General features: G+C 38.7%; 22 protein-coding genes. 3 read left to right on the top strand and 19 right to left on the bottom strand.

The features are described 5' to 3' along the window. Window positions 1–5: 5 nt before the first annotated feature. From ATS75_RS04890 to ATS75_RS04835, 12 genes are all read right to left on the bottom strand, one after another. Window positions 6–521: a DUF2878 domain-containing protein gene (locus ATS75_RS04890; RefSeq protein ID WP_058559310.1), complete on the bottom strand. Its 516-nt coding sequence runs from the start codon at window positions 519–521 to the stop codon at window positions 6–8. Further along, a complete protein-coding gene (locus ATS75_RS04885) occupies window positions 499–1,764 on the bottom strand; it encodes an SAM-dependent methyltransferase (protein WP_058559309.1) in 1,266 nt (421 codons plus the stop codon). The genes ATS75_RS04890 and ATS75_RS04885 overlap by 23 nt, the downstream gene beginning before the upstream one ends. 28 nt (window positions 1,765–1,792) lie before the next feature. Beyond that, on the bottom strand, window positions 1,793–2,530 hold the full coding sequence (locus ATS75_RS04880; protein ID WP_058559308.1) for a DUF1365 domain-containing protein: 738 nt from the start codon (window positions 2,528–2,530) through the stop codon (window positions 1,793–1,795). Next, a complete protein-coding gene (locus ATS75_RS04875) occupies window positions 2,523–3,776 on the bottom strand; it encodes an NAD(P)/FAD-dependent oxidoreductase (protein WP_058559307.1) in 1,254 nt (417 codons plus the stop codon). The genes ATS75_RS04880 and ATS75_RS04875 overlap by 8 nt, the downstream gene beginning before the upstream one ends. Then, on the bottom strand, window positions 3,773–4,483 hold the full coding sequence (locus tag ATS75_RS04870) for an SDR family NAD(P)-dependent oxidoreductase (RefSeq protein WP_058559306.1): 711 nt from the start codon (window positions 4,481–4,483) through the stop codon (window positions 3,773–3,775). The genes ATS75_RS04875 and ATS75_RS04870 overlap by 4 nt, the downstream gene beginning before the upstream one ends. Further along, window positions 4,480–4,911: a nuclear transport factor 2 family protein gene (locus tag ATS75_RS04865; RefSeq protein WP_058559305.1), complete on the bottom strand. Its 432-nt coding sequence runs from the start codon at window positions 4,909–4,911 to the stop codon at window positions 4,480–4,482. The genes ATS75_RS04870 and ATS75_RS04865 overlap by 4 nt, the downstream gene beginning before the upstream one ends. A gap of 12 nt (window positions 4,912–4,923) precedes the next feature. Beyond that, entirely contained in the window at window positions 4,924–6,315 is a 1,392-nt protein-coding gene (phrB, locus tag ATS75_RS04860; protein ID WP_058559304.1) for a deoxyribodipyrimidine photo-lyase, read from the bottom strand. Continuing rightward, window positions 6,315–7,268: a YbgA family protein gene (locus ATS75_RS04855; protein ID WP_058559303.1), complete on the bottom strand. Its 954-nt coding sequence runs from the start codon at window positions 7,266–7,268 to the stop codon at window positions 6,315–6,317. Before ATS75_RS04855 ends, phrB begins: the two co-directional genes overlap by 1 nt. 7 nt (window positions 7,269–7,275) lie before the next feature. Then, on the bottom strand, window positions 7,276–7,941 hold the full coding sequence (locus ATS75_RS04850; protein ID WP_058559302.1) for a ChrR family anti-sigma-E factor: 666 nt from the start codon (window positions 7,939–7,941) through the stop codon (window positions 7,276–7,278). Next, window positions 7,934–8,557, bottom strand: coding sequence for a sigma-70 family RNA polymerase sigma factor (locus ATS75_RS04845; RefSeq protein WP_058559301.1), 624 nt, complete (start codon window positions 8,555–8,557; stop codon window positions 7,934–7,936). Before ATS75_RS04845 ends, ATS75_RS04850 begins: the two co-directional genes overlap by 8 nt. 63 nt (window positions 8,558–8,620) lie before the next feature. Further along, window positions 8,621–9,199, bottom strand: a complete 579-nt coding sequence (locus tag ATS75_RS04840) for an LON peptidase substrate-binding domain-containing protein (RefSeq protein ID WP_058559300.1) — start codon at window positions 9,197–9,199, stop codon at window positions 8,621–8,623. A gap of 206 nt (window positions 9,200–9,405) precedes the next feature. Then, complete coding sequence (locus ATS75_RS04835) at window positions 9,406–9,699, bottom strand: hypothetical protein (protein ID WP_058559299.1); 294 nt, start codon at window positions 9,697–9,699, stop codon at window positions 9,406–9,408. Between the two features lie 257 nt (window positions 9,700–9,956). Here ATS75_RS04835 and trhA point away from each other — a divergent pair, with 257 nt between their 5' ends. Continuing rightward, complete coding sequence (trhA, locus tag ATS75_RS04830) at window positions 9,957–10,586, top strand: PAQR family membrane homeostasis protein TrhA (protein ID WP_058559298.1); 630 nt, start codon at window positions 9,957–9,959, stop codon at window positions 10,584–10,586. A 9-nt stretch (window positions 10,587–10,595) separates the two neighbouring features. Here the strand turns inward: trhA and ATS75_RS04825 are convergent, their stop codons facing one another. Both ATS75_RS04825 and ATS75_RS04820 read right to left on the bottom strand, forming a co-directional pair. After that, the gene (locus ATS75_RS04825) at window positions 10,596–10,910 is read right to left on the bottom strand and encodes an MGMT family protein (protein WP_058559297.1); all 315 of its coding nucleotides are present in this window, start codon (window positions 10,908–10,910) and stop codon (window positions 10,596–10,598) included. After that, a complete protein-coding gene (locus tag ATS75_RS04820; protein WP_058559296.1) occupies window positions 10,903–11,796 on the bottom strand; it encodes a LysR family transcriptional regulator in 894 nt (297 codons plus the stop codon). Before ATS75_RS04820 ends, ATS75_RS04825 begins: the two co-directional genes overlap by 8 nt. 124 nt (window positions 11,797–11,920) lie before the next feature. Between ATS75_RS04820 and ATS75_RS04815 the strand changes: the two genes are divergently transcribed. After that, window positions 11,921–13,003 (top strand): efflux RND transporter periplasmic adaptor subunit, encoded by a 1,083-nt coding sequence (locus tag ATS75_RS04815; protein ID WP_058559295.1) that lies wholly within the window; start codon window positions 11,921–11,923, stop codon window positions 13,001–13,003. Continuing rightward, window positions 13,004–16,066, top strand: a complete 3,063-nt coding sequence (locus tag ATS75_RS04810; RefSeq protein WP_058559294.1) for an efflux RND transporter permease subunit — start codon at window positions 13,004–13,006, stop codon at window positions 16,064–16,066. 73 nt (window positions 16,067–16,139) lie between these two features. On the opposite strand, the gene rluF is transcribed toward ATS75_RS04810, so the two are convergent. The 5 genes from rluF to ATS75_RS04785 form a co-directional block, all read right to left on the bottom strand. Beyond that, complete coding sequence (gene rluF / locus ATS75_RS04805) at window positions 16,140–17,027, bottom strand: 23S rRNA pseudouridine(2604) synthase RluF (RefSeq protein ID WP_058559293.1); 888 nt, start codon at window positions 17,025–17,027, stop codon at window positions 16,140–16,142. 321 nt (window positions 17,028–17,348) lie between these two features. Next, window positions 17,349–18,425 (bottom strand): ABC transporter substrate-binding protein, encoded by a 1,077-nt coding sequence (locus ATS75_RS04800; protein ID WP_058559571.1) that lies wholly within the window; start codon window positions 18,423–18,425, stop codon window positions 17,349–17,351. 48 nt (window positions 18,426–18,473) lie between these two features. Beyond that, window positions 18,474–19,553: a DUF418 domain-containing protein gene (locus ATS75_RS04795; RefSeq protein ID WP_058559292.1), complete on the bottom strand. Its 1,080-nt coding sequence runs from the start codon at window positions 19,551–19,553 to the stop codon at window positions 18,474–18,476. A 9-nt stretch (window positions 19,554–19,562) separates the two neighbouring features. After that, window positions 19,563–20,774 carry an EAL and HDOD domain-containing protein gene (locus ATS75_RS04790; RefSeq protein ID WP_058559291.1) on the bottom strand — a complete coding sequence of 404 codons (1,212 nt, stop codon included), beginning with the start codon at window positions 20,772–20,774 and terminating at the stop codon, window positions 19,563–19,565. Window positions 20,775–20,899: 125 nt separating this feature from the next. After that, window positions 20,900–22,441, bottom strand: a complete 1,542-nt coding sequence (locus tag ATS75_RS04785) for a glycogen synthase (RefSeq protein WP_058559290.1) — start codon at window positions 22,439–22,441, stop codon at window positions 20,900–20,902. Window positions 22,442–22,458: the final 17 nt, after the last annotated feature.

Here is a 22,458-nt window from a genome sequence, read left to right as displayed (position 1 = left end):
TAATCTTATGATAAAACGGTTTTCGTCTTTATCTTTAATTTAATAAACGTATTTAGTGCTAAAATACAATTAAACATAACAGCCCAGGACACACCGTAAATCAACCAAAAAAACCAAAGAGGCTGCATCACAGTGATCACATCAAATCGTGCACCAGCCCAATAACTAGCCGGTGCAAACACTGCACAAACAACAAGACTAAGCTGCCAAGGTAAACGTGTTAAGAACTGCATTGACGTGTTGATTGTTAAAATCAATGCACTCCATAGCAAAACAAACCAAAATGGAAACGGATTTGACTTAAAACCCAACAATCCAAATTTGACCATCAAAAACTCAAAAACCAAAGCGACGAATAGCCCACATACCAATAAAAGTGAATCTTGCTTTTTTTGTTGGGATAAAAAGAGCATAAGAAATAAGACACAAGAAATAGGTAGTAAAGCCGAGTTTTCAAGGAGTAAGGCCATAAACCATACACCTTGAAATAAGATAAAATTAATAATCGAGCGCAATGCCATCACCTGAATGTGAAAAGCGTGGTTTCCTCGCAACCAAGTGAACGGTGCTCGTTACACGAGTTCTGAAGGCTCCCTCACAATAAGCGAGATAAAATAACCACAATCTATAGAAACGCTGGTCAAACTTTACCTTGTCAATTTCAGGCCAGCTCGCAATAAAACGTGTTCGCCAATCTGCCAAAGTTCTAGCATAATGCACCCCTATATCTTTAACAGTGTGAACCACCATATCCGATTGCTGTTTTATCTGTTTATTCATCTCATCAATGCAAGGTAAACAACCGCCAGGGAAGATATATTGCTGAATAAAGTCAGAATTTTTTAAATAGTGCTGATAACGTTGATCTGCAATGGTTATCGCTTGAATCAACATCGCACCAGAGTCTTTTAGTAAGTCATTACACTTTTTGAAAAAACTTGGTAAATATTCATGACCTACTGCTTCGATCATTTCGATAGACACCAACTTATCAAACTTGCCCTCTAATAACCGATAGTCTTGTTTTAAAAGCGTGATTTTTTCTGTCAACCCAAGCTCTGCTACCTTCTGTTCAACATAAGCATGCTGCTCATCTGAGATTGTTGTTGTAGTAACATGACATCCATAATGAGATGCTGCATGTATTGCAAATGCTCCCCACCCTGTGCCTATTTCTATTACCTTGTCGCCTTGTTGTAAGTCAACTTGCTGGCAGATCAAATCGAGCTTATGACTTTGAGCTTGCTCTAGCGTGGCATCTTTTGAAGGGTACACTGCACTGGAATAAAGCATTTCAGTACTTAAAAAAGAAGAATAGAGGTCATTGCCTAAGTCATAATGAGCGACAATATTTTTCTTGGAACCATTTTCAGAGTTTTTATTCTTAATATGGTTGAGCCTAAAATATATATTACTAAAGAAAGCAAACTTCTTTTCAAAAGCATCAAGCTGTGACTGGTTGATAGCAAATATTTCGATAAGCTTAGTTAAATCGTCACACTCCCAGTGACCCAGTATGTAAGACTCCCCCGCCCCTACACTGCCTGATAGAGCAAATGACTTGTACATAGCATGATCATTAACAACCACTTTTACTGATAAGTTTTTTTCACTATCATCACCAAAATGAATTACTTCATTACCATCTATTAATGATATACGACCAGTTTCAATGCTATTAAAGGCACCAAACACCAGCTTTTTATATATTTTTATAAGCCATCCACTGGATTGACTATTTGATAAACTGGATACTTTTTCCATTACACCACCTAACTAGTTTGAAGCAGACTCAGCTGCTACTTCCTGAGTGACCTATAAACGGCACTCGTTTACAAAACAATTTAAACGCATGAACGTATATACCTCTGAAAATAGTCCATGTCATTGCTGGGAACTGTTTAAAAATAGCAGAGATACCTTGTTTAGTTAATGACTGACGTCTTAACCTGAGTGTTGCATCAAACAACAGGTTATTGTCTTTTTTATTTTCAATATGGATTAAAATACTTTCGTTTTTTATACGCGTAGCCCAATGGTAATCCATATCTAAATTCATGAAAGGTGATACGGAAAAGACCTTTTTAAAGTTCACTTTCTTTTCAAGTGCGACTAAGTAGTAATGCCTCTCGTTCCAAGGCGTGTTGCTGACCTCTGCTACCATATGGGTTAAATGCCCATCAGGAGCTTCATATAAAAAGAAGTTAACTGGGCTAAAATAGATACCTAAGCAACGCAGTTGACCAAGCATGTAAACGTTAGAAAAAGTTTCTGTTACACCTAAATCACTAATTTTATTTAATGCGCGTGAAATAATCGTATTATTCTGCTCTGTCCCGTCTTTTAAATAATCAGATTGTTCAAACTTTAGTGCTTTAAAACCTGATGTGCCAAGTTGAGGATGAATACCATTGAGCAGTGAGGGCTGTGACAGGTCAACCCACATCATATAGAGTGGGTATTTAAATTCATGGGATTTAATCGCAAACCGACGATGACGCACATCGCCGGTAAAAACAGCGCTATTCAAATTCAACACCCAATTGACGCGCTACATCCACGGCGCTTCTTACACCGTCTTCATGAAAACCGTTATACCAATAGGCCCCGCAGAAATAAGTGTTATTTGTGCCATCGATATTGTGTTTTTGTTGTTGAGCAGCAATTGACGCTTCATTAAAAACAGGGTGATGGTATATGAACTCACGTATAATTTTATTTTTATCAATACCTTGCTTATGGTTTAAAGTAACACAAAACTGTGTATCACTTTTAATACCTTGAAGAATATTCATTTGATATGTAACCACAGCGGCTTTGTCTGTACTGTCATTTAACAAGTAATTCCAACTTGCCCAGGCAGCTTTTCGTTTTGGCAATATAGCAGTGTCTGTGTGTAAAATAACTGAATTTTCGGAATAAGGTATCGCACCGAGCACCGCCTTCTCATCGTTACTTGGCGATGATAATAACGATAATGCTTGATCAGAATGGCAAGCAAAAATAACTTTATCAAACTGCTCTTTTTGACCATTTTTGAAGTTTATAACAACATGTTCCTCGGTGCGTTCAACACTTTCGATATCACTGTTCAAACGAATTCTATCGGCAAACCCATTGATTAACGGGTTGATGTATTCACGAGAACCGCCTGGTATGACATACCACTGCGGACGGTTAGTAATATCAAGCAAGCCGTGATTAAAGAAAAATTTAACAAAAAATTCAACGCCAACATGACTCATTTCCTTGATACTGGTAGACCAAATAGCCGCTCCCATAGGTAGAATATAATGGTAGCGAAAGAAGTCATTAAAATTATGTTTGTCTAAAAGCTGACCGAGCGTTTGTTTTTCATATGTATTTTTACTGTGGAGTGCTTTACATAATTTATTAAATCGCACTATGTCACTTAATAATTTGTAAAAGCGAGGGCGAAAAATATTGCGTTTTTGCGCAAATAAACTTGTGAATGTATGTCCGTTGTATTCAAATCCAGTTTGTTCGTTATGAACACTGAAACTCATTTGTGTTGGTTTGCGGTTTATACCAATTCGACTAAGCAATTTTTCAAAGTAAGGGTAAGTTCTATCATTGAACACTATAAACCCTGTGTCCACTGCATAACTGCTTCCTTCAATGTCAACGTCAACAGTTGCTGTGTGGCCGCCAATGTAGTTGTTTTTTTCAAATACCGTTACGTCGTATTGTGTGTGGAGTAAATGAGCACAGCTCAATCCTGAGATACCTGAGCCAATAATTGCAATTTTTTTCAACGAGTTAATCCTTTTGCTAACTTAAGCCATATTGGTAATGGCAAAATACGCATACATTTTAGAATAAGTGTAAATCGATAGGGAAAATGAACTTCTTTTCTTCGTTTTTTAACGCCTGATATGATGTAATCAGCTGCTTTTTCTGCTGAAACAGCCATAGGCATTGGAAAATCATTTTTATCTGTTAAGGGCGTTTTTACAAAACCAGGATGAACTAAGGTCACATCTACATCGTTCAAGTCGATAGCTAAACACTTTGCTAAATAACTTACACCGGCTTTTGAGGCACCATATGCCTCCGAGCGAGGTAATGGTAAGTATGTAACACTTGAACTCACTAGCACTAATTGACCACCAGGTTTAATTTTAGGTAATAACGCCTCTAAACAATAACCGATAGATAAAAGATTTGCGTTAATTACGCGAGTAAATAAGCTGCTATCAAAATTGCGGGCATCGTCTATATACTCACAATTACCTGCGTTTAATATGACACGGTCAAACTGGTTGTAGGCCATTGTAGCGCTTTTTATATCTTGTAAATCAGTTGCATCGAATTTGCATGGTTCAATATTTTGATGAGTAGCAAGCTGAGCTAGTTTTTCTGTGTTACGACCACATGCAATAACAGTATCACCTTGCGCTGAATACTGCTTAGCTAACTCCTCACCAATACCTGAAGTGGCGCCTGTAATTAATGTAATCATGATTGAGTTGCTCTTTTATCAATAAGTTTAATTACAGAACCGACCAAAGGGATATTACGGTACAAGAGCGCGCCTACATCAAAATAGTCTTGATGTTCAACAATTTTATCACCATTAAACACAAGGTGACTGTGGCCCTTCACTGTAATTTCTTTATTGTTTGCCAACTTAGGGTGTCGGTACTTCATTACCCAATAAACGAAGGCATTATCACCAGCACAATGATGGCTTGTTATATCAAAGTCACACTCTTGTACGTTGCTATACAGGTCAGAAAAATAACTGTGTAAGTCTTCTAGTCCAGCAACTTCATGTAGCGGGTCAGAAAAGTGAATGTTAGGCGCATATATGTCACCTAAAAGGTGCAGGTTATGCTTATTCAACTGTTGATATATACTAACGAATGACTCAACTCTTTGCGTACTCATTTTATTCCTTCGTTATACCTTAAATGCGGCTAGTGCTCTTTCTCTTGCTGCTTTATGATCCACTATCGCTGGCCAGTAATCGTCACTTCGACCGATACTGGCTAAATATTTATGCGGAAAATGAACCTGCTTATCAGGAACATTCTTAAGCTCTGGTATAAACTTACGGATAAAATCACCTTTCGGATCAAACCGTTCACTTTGTGTTATGGGATTAAAAATTCGAAAGTATGGCTGTGCATCACACCCGGTACTCGCAGCCCATTGCCAGCCACCGTTATTCGACGCTAAATCACCATCAATGAGGTGCTGCATGAAGTATCGTTCGCCTTTGCGCCAATCTATGAGTAGATGTTTGGTTAAAAAACTTGCCACTACCATTCTCAACCTATTATGCATCCACCCTGTTTCATTAAGTTGGCGCATAGCTGCATCCACTAGCGGATAGCCTGTTTTACCTTCACACCAAGACTTAAAATCTGCGTCATCTTGACGCCACTTAACAGCATCATATTTTTCGTTAAAATTCTTGTATTTATTTAATGACGGAAATGCGACTAATAAATGTCGATAGAACTCACGCCAGACCAATTCATTAACCCAAGTAAATAAATTACTTTTTGCGCTTTTTAATACATCTACATGACGCTGTTGCACAAGCGCAACAAGCTGATGCGTGCTGACAATGCCTAGCGCAATATAGGGGCTCAATCCGGACGTACCTTTTACTGCTGGGAAATCACGTGACTCTTTATAATCAGTGAGTTTTTCGTCAATAAAGCGATGAATGACTTTACTTAATGTTTCATCGTCAACAGGCCATTTACTGGAGCAACCATCTGATTGTAATAAGTCACAGCAATTCCATGAAATTGCGGGGAACGTGTCAGGTAGCGCATTAAAATGAAAATGTGTATCTTGATATTGCTTTAGCCATGCATTCTTAAAAGGCGTAAATACCTTATACATATCCCCGTTTTTTGTTGTTACTGTGCCTGGGGGAGCGATCAAATCGCCATCATAATAATGGATATTTATGTCAGACTGATTAGCCCAAGATACAAATTGACTGTCTCTTAGTTGCTCATTTATTTCATACTCTTTGTTAGCATAAATGGATTTAACGCCCTGCTCTGAAATAAAATCACATAAAACAGAAACAGATGACGTGTAATCTTTGCAATTAAGAACATGTAATTTTATACCGTGTTCACTCAATAACGGCCCTAAATAAGCAACTCTTCGTTTGAGTAAATCGACTTGAATTGGGGCTACCCCATGCTGTACCCACTGTTCTGGCGTTACACAAAAAACGGCGTCGTGACACCCAGATTCAATGGCATCATACAATGCGAAATTGTTAAAAAGGCGCAAATCGCGCCTAAACCAAAAAATTGTATCCATTAAATTCCGAAGCGTAATTTTAGATCATGAGGATAGGGGTTAAAGTAAACTTGTTGCTCAAGATACTCGATTGGATGAACTTTAAGGTGATGCTTAACCAATGTTAATGGAACATAAAGTGGAACAAGGCCTTGTCTGTACTCATCAATTGCATCACGTAATTCTTGTTTTTCTATTTTCGAAAGTAGCTTTTTAAAATAACCTTGTAAATGCATCAATGTATTACTGTTATTTTTCCGGGAAGCTGGTTTTTTAAGTGCTGTCATTAAACCAGATATGTAATCATCTGCAAGTGCCTCATAATCAGTCCCATCATAAGTGCCCAAGAGGTTACCTAAATCTTTATAAGCTTGGTAATTATGTGCCATTAGCAAGTATTTGTACTTAGCGTGAAACTGAGTTAAACGATGAACAGTAACTGGCAGTTCTCTAAGTACCTGCCAATTTTTGTACGTGTAAATACGCATGACAAAATTTTCGCGTAAATGCATATCATTCAAGCGACCGTTTTCTTCACATGGTAACAGTGGGTTATGAGCCATTATCTGCTCTGCAAAAAAACCAACACCTTCAGAAGTATTACCAGTACCAGCTTCATTGTATATTTTTATACGCTCCATGCCACAACTTGGGCTTTTAGCACAAAAAATAAAGCCGCTTAATTTAGACGCCTGTTCAGTAGCTACTTTTTTCCCGTACTCAGTCAATTGGGGGCCAACATCACCAGTACCATCTGGCCTACATACTTTAATTGTGTCACCGACTCTAACTTGCCTAATGGTAGGCCTAGGTATAGGTAGACCTACAGCAACTTCTGGACAAAAACGTTGATATTTAACATGTTTACCAAGTTCATCCATGCAGAAATTCGATTTTTTATGACCTGTGTCAAAACGTACTTTTTCACCAGCTAGGCACGCACTTATGCCTAGCTTGATAATCTGTTCTTGCATACTCATCCTAGTATATAAAATTGCCTATCGGGTTTAACAACTTACTTAACCCTTTATTGAAGTGTAGAGCACTACTAACAACAGTAAAGCACAAACAACCTTCTTTTGTAATTGGCGTATGATCATGACGACCGTCGAGTATAATGAAATCACCTGGAACATAATCACCTGATTCATCACTGAATTCACCATCAAGCAACAGTGTGAGCTCAAAACCCGTGTGTGTATGCTCAGGTATTTCGCCACCTGCAGCAATATGAAGCAAACTAGATCGCAATGGGCCATCATCCAGAGCAACACGAGAACGCGATAATTTACCCATTTGCATAAACTTGCTATGAGCGATACGCGACAAACTACGTGGTAACAGGTAATCTTGCTCATTTACGCTGATATTTTTAGGCTGTACCTCATAAACGTCATCGATGGATTCGTCCATTGTAATAGCATCAAACAAGGCAGAAGAGCCTTCGAAATCTTCATCGTCTAAAATGTCTTCGATGGATTCATCCGTAAAAACGTGGTTGGCTTTTGTTGCCTCAAGAGCAGCTACTTTACTTTTACAACACGGACACATGTCAACATGAATCGCAACCGCTACATTTAGACTTGCAGGTAAATCTGCTGATACAAATTGAGATAAAATTTCATCTGTTGGATGGTGTTTAATCATGGTTTTCTCCCATCTCGTTGCGAAGCTTTTGTAGCGCTAAACGAAGTCTTGATTTTACTGTTCCAACTGGGATTCCAAGTTGATCAGCCAATTGCTCTTGTGACATATCTTGAAAATACACGCCTCTTACAACATCACGCTGGGCCTGAGGTAATTTTTCAAGGTAATTTTTAATTTGTTTGTCTTCTAAATGGTCACTGAATTCATAATTTTCTGTTTCGTGTTGCTCAATCAGTGGCCAAATATCTTCACTGATGCAATCTTCTTTCGTGCTTTTCATTTTTCTAAGCATATCGAATGAGGCATTACGCATCACTGTGTAAACCCAAGTCGTTGCTGCGCCTTTGTCATTATTGTATAGATGCGCTTTTCGCCATACTGAAGTCAGCGTTTCTTGCACAAGTTCCATAGCTTGTGCTTCAGAATTAAATTGTTTAATTCCAAAACGCTTTATCTTGGGAGAAAAATAAGAAAATAAGTAAGCAAACGCTTTTTTGTCTCTGCTTGTTGCAACTGCAAATAAAGAATCTGCAAGTTCTTTGCTCGGTGTATCCGCCATGGCAGTGAAGTTACCTGTTTTAGGTGTACAACGTGTAGAATGTTGTTGACTTACCATTGTTAGTTCCCCTTTATATTCACTCCTATACAATACGCAGAGGAAAATAATAAGATCACATTTTTAGGTAAATTCGTTATTAATCACAGTATGGAGGAAATTTTGAATATTCGCAAAGCCTGAGTTGAACGCAAGCTGTTGTTTTTTATTATGAGATATTGGAATTAACTCAAGCCATCGAGCAATAACCCAAGGGAGATCATCAAAACATGTGGATTTATAAATAGAAGAAAGTTCATGGTTTTCTTTAAATAGCTTTTCTAATGATTCTTTAAGAATATAATCACTTAAACTCAGTGGTTGAGTGTGACTGAGCCAACCAGGGCCTTCTAACAACGCAGTTTCACCGTAACGCAGTTTACTTTTACTGAAAGTGACATTATTTATAGTAACAATTGATTGCGCGTGTATGTCAATTAATAGATGGCCTTTTTCATCTTGGTCGAAATCGACAATTTTAACCAAGCAACCTGTCTCAGGTACATTGCTAAAAGACTCAGAGTCGAAATCGCAGAGTACAAATAGACCGTCACTCTTAAGCGCCTCTTTAACCATATCTAAATACCGCACTTCAAATATTCTAAGTCGTGTGTATCCACCAGGTAAAATAAAAACAGGTAATGGAAAGATTGCACGTATCATATTGCCCTACTACTTCAGCTTAACTATGCATTACTTTACGTGCATCGCAGTGTATAAGATCAACATCAAAAGTTGTTTTAATCTATTAGCCTACATTTAACCATTGCCCAACGTTTCTGAGTATTTCAAATGAAGCATACGCACTTAATAAGCTTACAACTGGTGCTATCATTAAAACAAATAATCCTAATTCACTGCTCATCAGATTAACCCTCTACCTTTGGCGTGACTAATGAAGCCGTTTGCTCTTTTGTATTGATTACTGCTACATCAGTTACATTTTCAACTGGCTCTGAAAGCAGGCTATTTAACATATTTTGTGAATCAATTAATAATGACTCCTTCAATTTACTTTGCAATTCATTGCTCGTATTTTCTATATATGAACTAATGCTATTTGAAAGTGTTTGAGTAAGGTCAAGTTGACCATCATTTGCACTTACTTGTGTAGAACCAACAACCAATAGCGCAGCAACAGATAATTTAATTAAGCTTTTCATAATGGTATTCCTTATTGAGTTATTAAGTTAGTCGCTATTACTTAATCAAAGGTTGTGCCAACTGAAAAATAAAAATTAACTTATTGATATATAATGATAAATATAAATACACCTTCAGCGAACATTCAGAGCGTGGTTTTTTTAGCCATCTAAGTTAGTTAAATTAACCAAAATTTAGCCACTAATTTTACATTGAAAATTTCAGCGTACACTTGTACACTGAAATTCCTTTAGCCATTAATCTTAATGAGTGTGTTATGAGTGTTATCCCTGCTTATTCTAAAAAAGAAGAGCAATTAAATGTGCTGACGCATGGTGCTGGCGTTATTTTTTCGCTGTATGTGCTTTGGGATCTGATCATAAAATCTGATAGCTTGGCGCAAGGGACAAGCGCATTGATATATGGCGCGAGCCTATTTTTATTGTTTTTAGCATCAACGCTTTATCACAGTAGTTCATCTGAGCGAGCGCGTGCTTTTTTTAAAAAATGTGACCATTGTGCTATTTATATTTTAATTGCGGGTACTTACACACCATTTTTAGTGCTTTCCTTGTCAGGCTTACTGTCTACTTTAACGCTAGTGTTCATTTGGTCTTTAGCAGTGGGTGGGGTTTGCTACAAACTATTTGTAAAAAATCAAAATAAAAGAGTGTCGTTAACAACTTACTTATTAATGGGGTGGTTTGCTGTCGCCATTGTGTACCCACTTTATTTAAACGTGAACATTAATGCACTGTGGTGGTTACTCAGTGGTGGTATTTTTTACAGTTTAGGGACTATTTTTTATAGTGCCAAACACCGCCAATTTAGCCACGCAATTTGGCATGTATTTGTAATATTAGGCTGTGTTTGCCATTTTATTGCAATTAACCAATATGTTTATTAATCACCCAAATTATTGCCACTGATATAACCGCATATTGACTTTACCATTTTTAAACACAATCCCTTCAGCGAGCAATAACTGATATTGCCGAATGTATTGCGCTGTACCTTCTGCAAAAGAGATCTTCCCTTGGCTATTAATCACGCGATGCCAAGGGATAGTTGAATCTTTTGGCATTAGCTTTAACAACCGCCCCACTAACCGTGCGTTATTGACAAGCCCTGCCATGACTGCAACTTGTCCATAACTGGCAACACAACCTGTTGGAATGTTTGCTATTACAGTATAAATTTTATCTTCTTTGGTTACTTTGCTGTCATTCATTTCTAAATTGTTCACTAACTTGTTTAAAACCTTGCCATATTGCACGTGCAACAGGCCCATGATGCGTTGCATGCTGCCTAAAAACACGAATTTGCGCACTAAACATGTGCTCTCGGTCCAACACTTCGACTTGTTGTAATAAACCCGCATCCAGTTCGGCTTGACAATGGCCTATACAGATCATTGTCCAACCAGCACCAGAAACTAAAAATGATTTTAAGGTAGCAATATCATCAATCTTCATAATTGCTGAGCCTTTTGAATAAGAAAGCCGCTCAGAGTCAAAACTCATTTCACTTTCAAACATTGCAAGGCATGGATAATGCTGAAGTTGCTCATAGTTAACTTGTTTTGGTACTAAATTCTTTGCACACACAATACCAATATCTAACTTTCCGATAGGTAGACTTTCTAAATCACCAGTTGCATGAAAAAGGTCAAACCAAGGCCCTATTCCTAAATCGGCCTGACCTTTATTTACTTGCTCTAAAGAAGCAAATCGCTTTCCACTACTGACACTAAACTCAGTACTTTGAAATTCAGTAAATGCATCGCAAATAATATCGTTATATAACGGCGCATGACAGAGCTGTTCATAACAAATCTTAAAGCTTGCTTCATTACCTAATGCTAATTCACTGGCTAACTGACTTAAATGAGATTGCGCTACCAATAATTGAACCGCTTCTCGGTGAAATAATTTACCTTTTTCAGTGAGAGTTAACCTGTACTGTGTACGATCGAGCAACTCAAAACCGAGCTCTTGCTCAAGCTTTTTTATAGCAAGCGTCAATGCTGGTTGCGTCTTATGCAAAGCATTTGCAGCCTTTGATAAGCTTTGTGTTGACACGATAGCATCTAACATCTTTAGTTGAACAAGGTTCATTTTATATTCCCGCCAAAGAGCATTAATTTTATTTATGATCTTTTTAAAATTTAATAATTTTTATTTTATATGTTTGCGGCGTATGCTGCACCTAATTAATGTTTTCATAGCCACGGAGAAGACCATGAAACTGTCGTCAGTTTTGATTTTATCATCACTCTTGCTAAGTTTAGTTGCGTGCAAAGAAGCTGCAACGGATAAAGTAATCGAACAGCCGATTCGACCAGTAAAATTATTTGATATTGGTGCTAATTCAGATGAGACAATACGCAGTTTCCCTGCAGAGGTCGTTGCTAATCAAGGCTCATATTTAGCCTTTAGAGTGAATGGTGAATTACTGAAGTTTCCTGCTTTAGCGGGTCAGCATGTTGAAAAAGATCAACTGCTTGCCAAACTAGACCCTGAAGACTTTCAACTCCAGTACGATGAACGCAAGGCACGTTTTGAACTAGCGCAGTCACAACTAGAACGCGTAAAAAAATTATTTGATAAATCCATCACCAGTCAATCTGAGCTAGACCAAGCACTGGCCAATAAACAAGTTGCAGAGTCAGCGCTGAAAATCGCTAAAACGAACTTAGACAACAGTGAGCTGCGCGCGCCATTTAGTGGCACAGTGGCTAAAGTATTTGTAAAAAACTATGAAAACATTCAGGCAAAGCAAAATATTTTACGTTTAGAAACCCGTGATTTAATGGATGTGGTTATTCAAGTACCAGAGAAGCTCATCGCCCGCATAGATAAAGATGCAAACTACCAACCTACTGTTGTTTTTGATGGCTACCCTGATAAATCATACACTCTCACTATTAAAGAGTTCGATACGCAAGCAGATCCTGCCACTTTGACATACAAAGTTGTGTTTTCACTACCAGTACCAAAAGATTTCAATCTGCTTGCAGGCATGACTGGCCGAGTTGATATCGATTTAAGTAAAATTACACATTCGCAATCGAGCTATATTTTATTACCAGTTGAAGCAGTGTTTTCTGAGCCAACAGAGCAAGCTAATAGCAGTTATGTTTGGGTATATGATCAACAAACAGGCAAAGTAAACAAGCAAGCAGTTGAAGTAGGCCAATTGCATAGAAGTGGCATAGAAGTACTTTCTGGGCTTAAAAAAGGCCAAACCGTGGTGGCTGCCGGTGTTCACTATTTAAAAGAAGACATGCAAGTACGTCCGTGGCAAAAAGAGCGAGGCCTATAAATGAGCTTTGCAGAAGTTGCTATCAAACACAAAGTGGTTAGTTGGATGTTTGCACTCCTATTACTTATTGGTGGTGCGGTTTCCTATTTAGGGCTTGGGCAGTTAGAAGACCCAGAGTTTACGCTAAAAAAAGCCATGGTTATAACTCTTTACCCAGGTGCATCACCACAGCAAGTTGAAGATGAAGTCACTTTCCCTATTGAAAATGCTATTCAACAATTGCCCTATGTTGACTATGTAACAAGCATATCATCACCGGGAAAATCGCAAATCTCCGTTGAAATGAAAAGCACTTATCGCAAGCAAGATTTACGTCAAATCTGGGATGAACTACGCCGCAAAATTAATGACAATGCATCCTCGCTCCCCAGCGGTGTTTACCCAAGCACCGTACTGGACGATTTTGGTGATGTTTATGGTGTAATGTACGCCGTCAGTGGTGATGGGTACTCGTATGATGAACTCAAAGACTACGTTGATTACTTAAAGCGTGAGCTGGTTTTGGTAGATGGTGTAAGTAAAGTAACCGTTAATGGAGAACAACAAGCACAAGTTATGGTAGAAATTTCTACTCGGAAACTTGCGCAATTAGGGATTGCCCCCAATCGAATTTACCAGTTACTCCAATCACAAAATACAGTGTCTAATGCGGGTAAAGTACGCGTTGGTGATGAATCAATACGACTTCACCCTACAGGGGAGTTTAAAGATGTATCTGAACTTGAAAATCTACTCATTTCAAAACCAGGCGCAAGTGAATTAATTTATTTGGGCGATGTAGCAACGGTATACCGTGAATACGCCGAAGTACCAAACAATGTAATGCGGTTTAACCAACAACAAGCTTTATTAGTCGGTGTGTCGTTTAGTACCGGCGTTAATGTGGTGGATGTTGGCAATAATATTCAATCCCATTTAGCATCACTGGAATACCAACGCCCACATGGCATGGAAATAAACACCGTATATAACCAACCCGTTGAAGTAGAGAAGTCAGTCAGCGGATTTATTATTAGTTTATTAGAAGCCGTTGCAATCGTCATCGTTGTATTGCTGGTATTTATGGGACTGAAAAGTGGCGTACTAATTGGCGTTATATTATTACTTACCGTATTGGGAACCTTCATTTTTATGAAGCTATTTGCGATAGATTTACAGCGTATTTCGCTAGGCGCCTTGATCATTGCATTGGGCATGCTGGTCGATAACGCCATCGTCGTCACCGAAGGGATATTAATCAACCTAAAGCGTGGCCAAACTAAACTCAAAGCTGCCAGTAATATTGTGCAGCAAACAAAATGGCCTTTACTCGGTGCAACGGTAATCGCAATCACCGCTTTTGCGCCTATTGGGTTAAGCTCTGATGCCAGTGGTGAATTTGCTGGTAGCCTATTTTGGGTGCTACTAATCTCACTCCTCCTTAGCTGGATCACAGCCATAACACTTACGCCATTTTTTGCAGATTTAATGTTTAAACAGTCACAAGTAAAAGATGAAAGCCACGGTGATGACCCTTATCAGGGCTTTATATTCAGTATTTATAAAAGCCTATTGAGTAATGCAATGCGTTTTCGTAAAACGACCTTGTTGTTAATGTTAGTGTTGCTTGCCAGCTCAATTTTTGGCTTTAAATTCATTAAACAAGCATTCTTTCCTGCATCAAATACCCCGATGTTTTATGTAGATTATTGGCATACACAAGGCGCTGATATCCATGCAACCATGGATGGCGTTGCTAAACTAGAAGCCTTTTTGCAAAAAGATGAACTCGTAGAAGAAGTCACCTCAACCATAGGCCAAGGCGCGCCACGATTTATGTTGACCTACGCACCTGAAAAATCATACCCAGCTTATGGACAATTAATTATTCGGGTAAAAGACCGTGAAGCCGTCTCCACTATGATTGCTAAAGTACGTGACTATGAGTATAGCCACGTGTTTGATGCCAAGCTTAAAATTAAGCGGATGGAAATTGGCCCATCGACCGACGCTAAAATTGAAGCACGCTTCTCTGGTGCAGACCCAGTTATACTTCGAAAGCTTGCTAAAGAAGCCAAAGAAGTACTCAGCCAAGATGCTGGCGCGTTTAATATTCGTGATGATTGGCGCGAGCGCTCAAAACTAATTCGCCCTCAACTAAACGAGCAAAAAGCACGTCGTTTGGGTATTGCTAAAACAGACTTAGATCAACTATTACTGACTAGTTTATCAGGCAAAAAAGTCGGCGTGTATAAAGACGGCACTCAACAATTACCTATTATTGCCCGCTCCCCTGCAGAAGAGCGCTTAAATGTAGAAAGCTTGCGCGACTTACAAATATACAGCCCTGTACTTGGCGTATTTGTGCCCGTTACCCAAGTGGTTGATGAGTTTGTTGTAGAATGGGAAGACAGCCTAATAATGCGTCGCGACCGCAAACGTACCATCACAGTTATGGCCGACCACGATGTCATTGGTGATGAAACGCCTGCTAAACTGTTTGCTCGTGTAAGGGGAGGTATTGAAGCAATAAAACTCCCTCATGGCTATGAGTTGCAATGGGGCGGCGAATTTGAGTCAGCATCAAAAGCGCAAAAAGCCATATTTGGCTCATTGCCTCTTGGCTACCTCGCCATGTTTGCAGTGACGGTGTTGTTATTTAACTCAGTTAAAAAGCCACTTGTGATTTGGGCCACTGTGCCACTGGCAATCATAGGTGTTAGCGCGGGTTTATTATTAATGAATGCCGCATTTAGCTTTATGGCTTTATTAGGTCTATTAAGCTTAAGCGGTATGCTGATCAAAAACGGCATTGTGTTAGTCGATCAAATAAACCTTGAGCTAAGTGAAGGCAAAGAGCCCTACCAAGCCGTATTTGATTCCGGTGTAAGCCGTGTACGCCCTGTGGCGATGGCTGCTATCACTACTATTTTAGGCATGATCCCACTGTTGTTTGATGTGTTCTTCCAATCAATGGCAGTAACCATTATGTTTGGTTTAGGCTTTGCCACCATACTCACGCTAATCGTGGTGCCAGTACTTTATACCATGGTGTTTAGAATTAAAGTGCCTAAAAAAAGCTAACAAAAAAAGGCCAAGTAATTCACATTACTTGGCCTTGATCAAAGCTTATCTCATCTGAACTCTAGTTACTGAGTTACTTTTTTAAACTCAGTGTGCCTGTTCTTCGTTTTGCTGTTGCACGAGGTTTATTAAAGGACTTATTGGCTGTTACAGGCTGTTGCGACTTTGCTTTTTCAACATGCTTTTGAAAGTCACGTTTTTTAACATCGGCTGTGGCTTGTTTGTTTTCATCAATTGAGCGCTCTTCTGTTTTGCCAGAGTCCGCAATTGAATCATTAATTAATGCCATTTCTTGTTCAGTTAAATGACGCCATTGCCCTACTTTTAAACCTTTGAGCGTCACGTTCATAATACGTGTGCGCTTTAATGTGACTACTTCATAGCCAAGGTATTCGCACATTCTACGTATTTGTCGGTTCAAGCCTTGGGTCAAAATAATGGTGAACTCTTTTGCGCCGGTTTGCGTAACTTTACATTTTTTAGTGACTGTATCTAGGATGGGAATGCCGCCCGCCATTTTATTTACAAACTGGCGGTTAAGGGGTTTATCAACAGTTACTACGTATTCTTTTTCATGATTATTACCTGCACGAAGGATTTTGTTAACGATGTCGCCTTCGTTGGTTAAAAAGATAAGCCCTTCAGAGGGGCGATCAAGACGACCAATAGGGAAAATTCGGTCCGGGTAATTAACCGCTTTAACAATATTACTTTGAATTTTACGCTCGGTAGTACAGGTAATACCTACCGGTTTATTGTAAGCAATATACGCGCGTTTAGGCACTTTTTTAAGTGGTTTACCGTCAATCAATACATTATCAGTGACCGCCACTTTTACACCCATTTCAGGGCGATTGCCATTCACAGTGACACGACCGTCTTCAATATACTTATCAGCTTCACGACGAGAGCAAAAACCAGTGTCACTTATAAATTTATTTAATCGTTTTAAATCTGTCATGGCCAATTCGTTTTAATTTTAAAGGCCGATATTGTATACCCAAACCGCCCTAAGATGCGAGTTACAGTTGGAATTAAAAGCGATTAAGGCAAGGGATTGATTGCAAATAATAGTGGTTCTATTGTTAAAAACAATAACGCAGTATACATCGCTTTTAAACCAACCCTGTGGGCGTTTCACAGACTCTGACCTTATCGTTGTTACTTATTAAAAGGAACTGACATTGTTGCAAAATTGCGCCTTAATATAATCCCCAGTGAAACGCTGAATTCTGCATATTGCCTTGGTTTGGGCATAAACCAGTGCTAACGTTTTGCACGGTTAATCCTGATTTTGACTTTTGTCTTTACGTAATTGAGACACATCAAATACATAATGAGCCTGTTTAGTGTGGAATAAGGAAAGTTGTTTAAAATCTAAAAAAGTCCAATCGTCAATGTCTATAAGGTAATCATATTGGTGAATATTGTCTTGGGTTATCACACCCAGTTCAAATTCAACCTTGGTGTTGTTTTGCCAAAAAGGATGTCCATTATGATAATCAACTAAAGTGGTTAACGCCCAACCTCCCATCAAATAATGCCCGCCGACACTAGCGATCAGTTTTTTTTGTTTAATCAAATTTAAATTATCTATAAGCCAATCAAATCCGCCAATTAAATAAGGGGGCTCGTTATTCTCTTTTACTGCGGTATAAGATCCTAATGCCATTAAATCAGATGCGCTCCAAATTATATTTGTATCAGGGTATCTTTTAATTAATTTTTTAGTTTTATCCATCGCTTCCGATTTTGACCACCCCGCATAAACCGTTTGATTCAGGCTTAACCCCTGTGTTTTTAAATAGGCTTTAAGCCCATCACTTCGCGCATCAGACTCAGTACCATAGTGCCCATTAATTGCAACCACATGAGGTGTAAGCGCATTCGCTGTTGCTTTTTCCAGCAGTGCCTTTGCTAACATAAAGCCTGCGGTGTAGTTATCGTGGTAAATTTCACCCAACCAAAATTTAAAATGCGCTTGAGGGCCTAAAATAGCTGCGCGCTCTTCACCTGTAATGGTTTGCTCTAAGGTAATAAATTTTACATTAAATTTTTCAAGCAGTGACATGGATTGCTCAGCACCACCGGGGTAATTTAATAGAACAACGTAATCTGGAGTGGCTCTGTACTGAAGATATTTTTTTAGTTCGGCTAATTGGATATAACGGTTCCCTTCACCATAAATAACATCAAGCTTAACGTTGTTTTGCTTGGCAGCGACCTCCATTATAGCCTGAACTTTTGCCCAAAAGGGTTCACCTTCAATAGATGGATTAACAAATAAAACTGATATTGCATTACTTGCTGCGGCTTGTGAGCTCACAATTAAACACAGTACTAAAAGCAGAATTTTCATATCGTGACCTAATATTGCCTGCCAAAATTTAAGCATAGCCCACTAACTTTACCTTGACAGTTTTCGCCAGACTAATTCAAGAGGCCCTTGTTTGAAATAACAACTATAAAGCCAACAACTAAAATATTGGATCAGCGCAAGTACTGTGACTAAACATACATAATCAAGCCGATTAAAACTTAATATCCAATGTGGATAAAATAGTTTAAATAGCAAAAACAAGCATATCGTTTGAGAAATATAAGCGGTTAAAGACATTCGACCTAACCGCATAAACCCAATTATGATCCAATTATCTTTATTAGCTGCTTTTACAATGATGTGAATTAACAGTAAAGCGGTAAATAAAGCGGCAAGCCAATTTAATGGCTCTTTCAGTATGTGTGCCAATTGAAAATGTTGGTACTCCAATAGCACTCTTAAACATGACAGTAAAAAAGCAATACATCCAACAGTACGAACGGTGGCAGCCGGTAAACCATCATCAAATATTTTTAATTTATAAATATATACGCCAACCAGCATTACGGCAGCGCTCATCCATAGCGTAATTAATGGGACAGCGATAATCATGAAGACAAACATTACCGCATTTGTGCCCATTATATTGCCTAAGCTCGACACTATTTGCTCATAACTTTGTAAAAATGCACTATCAGTGCGATTGATAGCAATATGGGGCTCCATTAACATTAAAACCACGCTCATCAATGCGCCTATTAGCAAAAATTGCCATGCACGCTTAATAATTAGTGTGTTGTCTGCATTCAAATATTTACACGTCAACCAACCCGCGCAGGCATAAATAAACAAAATATCACCCGCCCACAGCAAAAAACCATGCAGTAGGCCAAACAGTGCTAACACCCTTAAACGCTTTTTAAGTACCGCAATATCTTGATAACGTTGCCATTGGATATATAGCCCCGCACCAAATAACACGCAAAACATACTACGAAAACGACCGTCAATAAAAAAGAGGTTTACAGTCTGTATTACATCATCAGACAAAGGGGGGATTGGTTGTGCTACATAGCCAAATTCAAATAAACCAAAAAAATAAACGTTCATGTACATCAGGCCTAAAACGGCTATGCCACGAATTACATCCATGTTTTTATTTCGCATTACAGTGCTCTAATGGTATTTTTGCGTATTTGACCAGCTTAACGCATTTTCATATAACTTTGGTAAACCATCGCTTGAAATATTTAAAAAGACCACGGCTTTTTCCAATGCCCACCAGCTGCCCGACTCATACGCTTTAACGGTTTCTAAAATATAGTAAAGTGTGTTTTTTTCCGCCATCAGTGCCGATTTAATTTCCTCAGGGAAAGGTAACTTATCAAGTAGTTGCGCCATTGGCCTGTCTAAAATGGCATCTAGTAATGAAAAGAGTCCTGTCAAAAAGGCGCTATTAGCTTGGCTCGGGGCCACTTTTTGCGCAAGTAATTCACAAAATCTCGCGCGGATTATGCACATTTTTACCAACTCAGCGGGTTTAGATTTGGACACATGCGCGGTAATAATTAAACTAACAAACTTTCGAATATGTTCTTGCCCTAAATAAACTAAGGCCTGTCTGATGGATTCGATTTCTTTTTGCACCGGAAAGACACCACTGTTTATCAACCTTAACAGTTTAAACGCAAGGGCTGTGTCTAACTGAAATAGGCTTGCAATCGTGTTGATATTTGGGTTTTCTTTCATTGCTTGTGCATAAATAGACAAAGCTAGCGCATGATTCATATCAATGTCTTTTTGCTCAATCACTAAAGGTTTAGCAAAGAAGTAGCCTTGGAAATAATCAAATCCCATTTTATGTGCTAATTGAAAGTCATCGGTGGTTTCTATTTTTTCAGCTAATAATTTAATCTTTTTATGTTTCTTTAGCTGGGAAATTAAACCATTTAATTGTTTGAGTGGGGTAATTTGAATATCAAATTTTATTAGTTTAATAAACTTGAGAAAGCGGTCCCACTTTGGCTCATAGACAAAATCATCGAGTGCTAAAATATAATTTTTATGAAAAAGGTCACGGCAAAGCTGATAGTTTTCTTCGGTGGGTTCTATGTCTTCTAGTAGCTCTAGGACAACATCATTTGAAGGTAAAAATGTGCATAAATCCATTTTTAATGAATCAGGGCCAATATTGATTAATGCTTTCTTTCCTGACGTAATATGACGGGTGCCAAAGTTGAGCTGATTTTCCATAATAAGCTTTGCAGTGGCAACACTTTCATCTATATCAGGAAAGAAGTTGTCTGTACTATTACGAAACAACAATTCATACGCCACAACATGTTGGCGACGATTGAATATTGCTTGACGCGCAACAAATACTTGCACTAGATTGCCCTTATTCTGGACTTTTTACCCTTATTGCTTCTATTGATAAGGTGTAAAAAGTCATTAAATCATTTATTTATCCACACATTATAACTAGTAAAATTATAAAAAGTAATCTTTTTAGATTATTTGTACATCGTGTCTATGTATTGTTGTGCGACTTCACCCCACGTAAAACGGGCATTGCGTGCATTATTAGCAATATGCTGCCATTTTTTAGAGTCATTATTATATAGTTTAAGCGTCTCAATAAAGCAATTAAGCAAATTTTCACATTGCAGCTCTAGCGTGCTGCCCGCAAAACTAAAGCCATTTTCTAAATGCATTACCGTGTCATTCAGTCCACCAACTTGATGCACCAAACATGGCTGCCCCGCTCGCATAGCTAACATTTGACTAATACCACAAGGCTCAAATGAACTAGGCATTAAAAATAAATCCCCTAGTTGATAAAGCAATTCGCCAATCTTTTGCCCATACCCTTTTAGAAATAAAAGGTTGCTGTTTCTAGCCATGGCTTGCGTAAACACGTCTTCTAATGCACTGTCACCAGATCCTAAAATGATGAGATTACCGTCAAACTCTGACAACTGCTTACATAGTTCATCAACGAGTAATTTATCGTTATATGGTTGGCGTAATAACAATACTTTTTGATCCGTTAAACGCCCGACACTTGTCAGCAAAGGGCCTTTACGGCCATGTTTAATAAATGACAATAGCCGCTGATGTGCAATATAGTAACCTGATTCTAATTGCTTACTTTTGGCCATCCATGTGAATAGCTCGGCCTCTATTTCATCATACAAAACGCCTAGCGAAACCGGCTTCTTTTCGTTACTTGATGTATATTCGCAGCCATTAAGCACACCCACCACTTTGCCCATAGTTGCTGCATTTTGTAAATCTTTTTCCAACCCCTCGCCACCAAAGAATCCTTTGGCTGATTCACTCGGTAACAACACCTCTTTGGCGTAACTGGGTGACACTAAATGCACTTTATCAGCGAGATTAATAGCACTGCGCATCGGGTTAAAACAATGCGGGTAACGGGGATCGCATAACACATAACCATCATAGCCAAGGGACGGAAACCACGCCTCTAGACTTGATTCATCGCCTTTAAACGGTCTGATCCCTTGCAATGCAATATTATGCACAGTGAACACAAGTTTTGTATTTCGCAGCGTTTCAAAACGTTTATCAAACTTTAATAGTAAAGCAACACATGCACTATGCCAGTCATGTAAATGAATAACATCAGGGCATGGAATAACCCCTTGCAGTAGCCCTTCACACACTGCAGCACCAAAAAAAGCAAATTTAGTGGCATCTGTTGCAAAGGGTCGCCCAGGTTCATCATTACAATAAACATGACCATTGTGTTGACTAAAATAATGATGCGACAAAACAAGCTGCCTTGCCGATGATTTAGCACTACGCACTTGCCATACATCAACTTGATGGCTATGGCCTGCAAACGCCACGTTCAGTGTCCCTAACCGTTCTCTGTCTAAGTGACTAAATCCATAATCAGGAATTATAACGTCAACAGAAATCCCTTTATTACTTAATGCGTTTGGGCAATCGCGTATTACATCAGCAACGCCCCCTACTTTGGCATTAGGTAACGCGTCATTTTCGGCCGCAACCATCAATACATGCATTATTTATTTACTTCCTA

Source organism: Pseudoalteromonas sp. H105 (assembly GCF_001469215.1).
Classification (GTDB): domain Bacteria; phylum Pseudomonadota; class Gammaproteobacteria; order Enterobacterales; family Alteromonadaceae; genus Pseudoalteromonas.
Note: the sequence above shows the minus strand (reverse complement) of the source record. Positions and strands in the feature narration are given on the sequence as shown.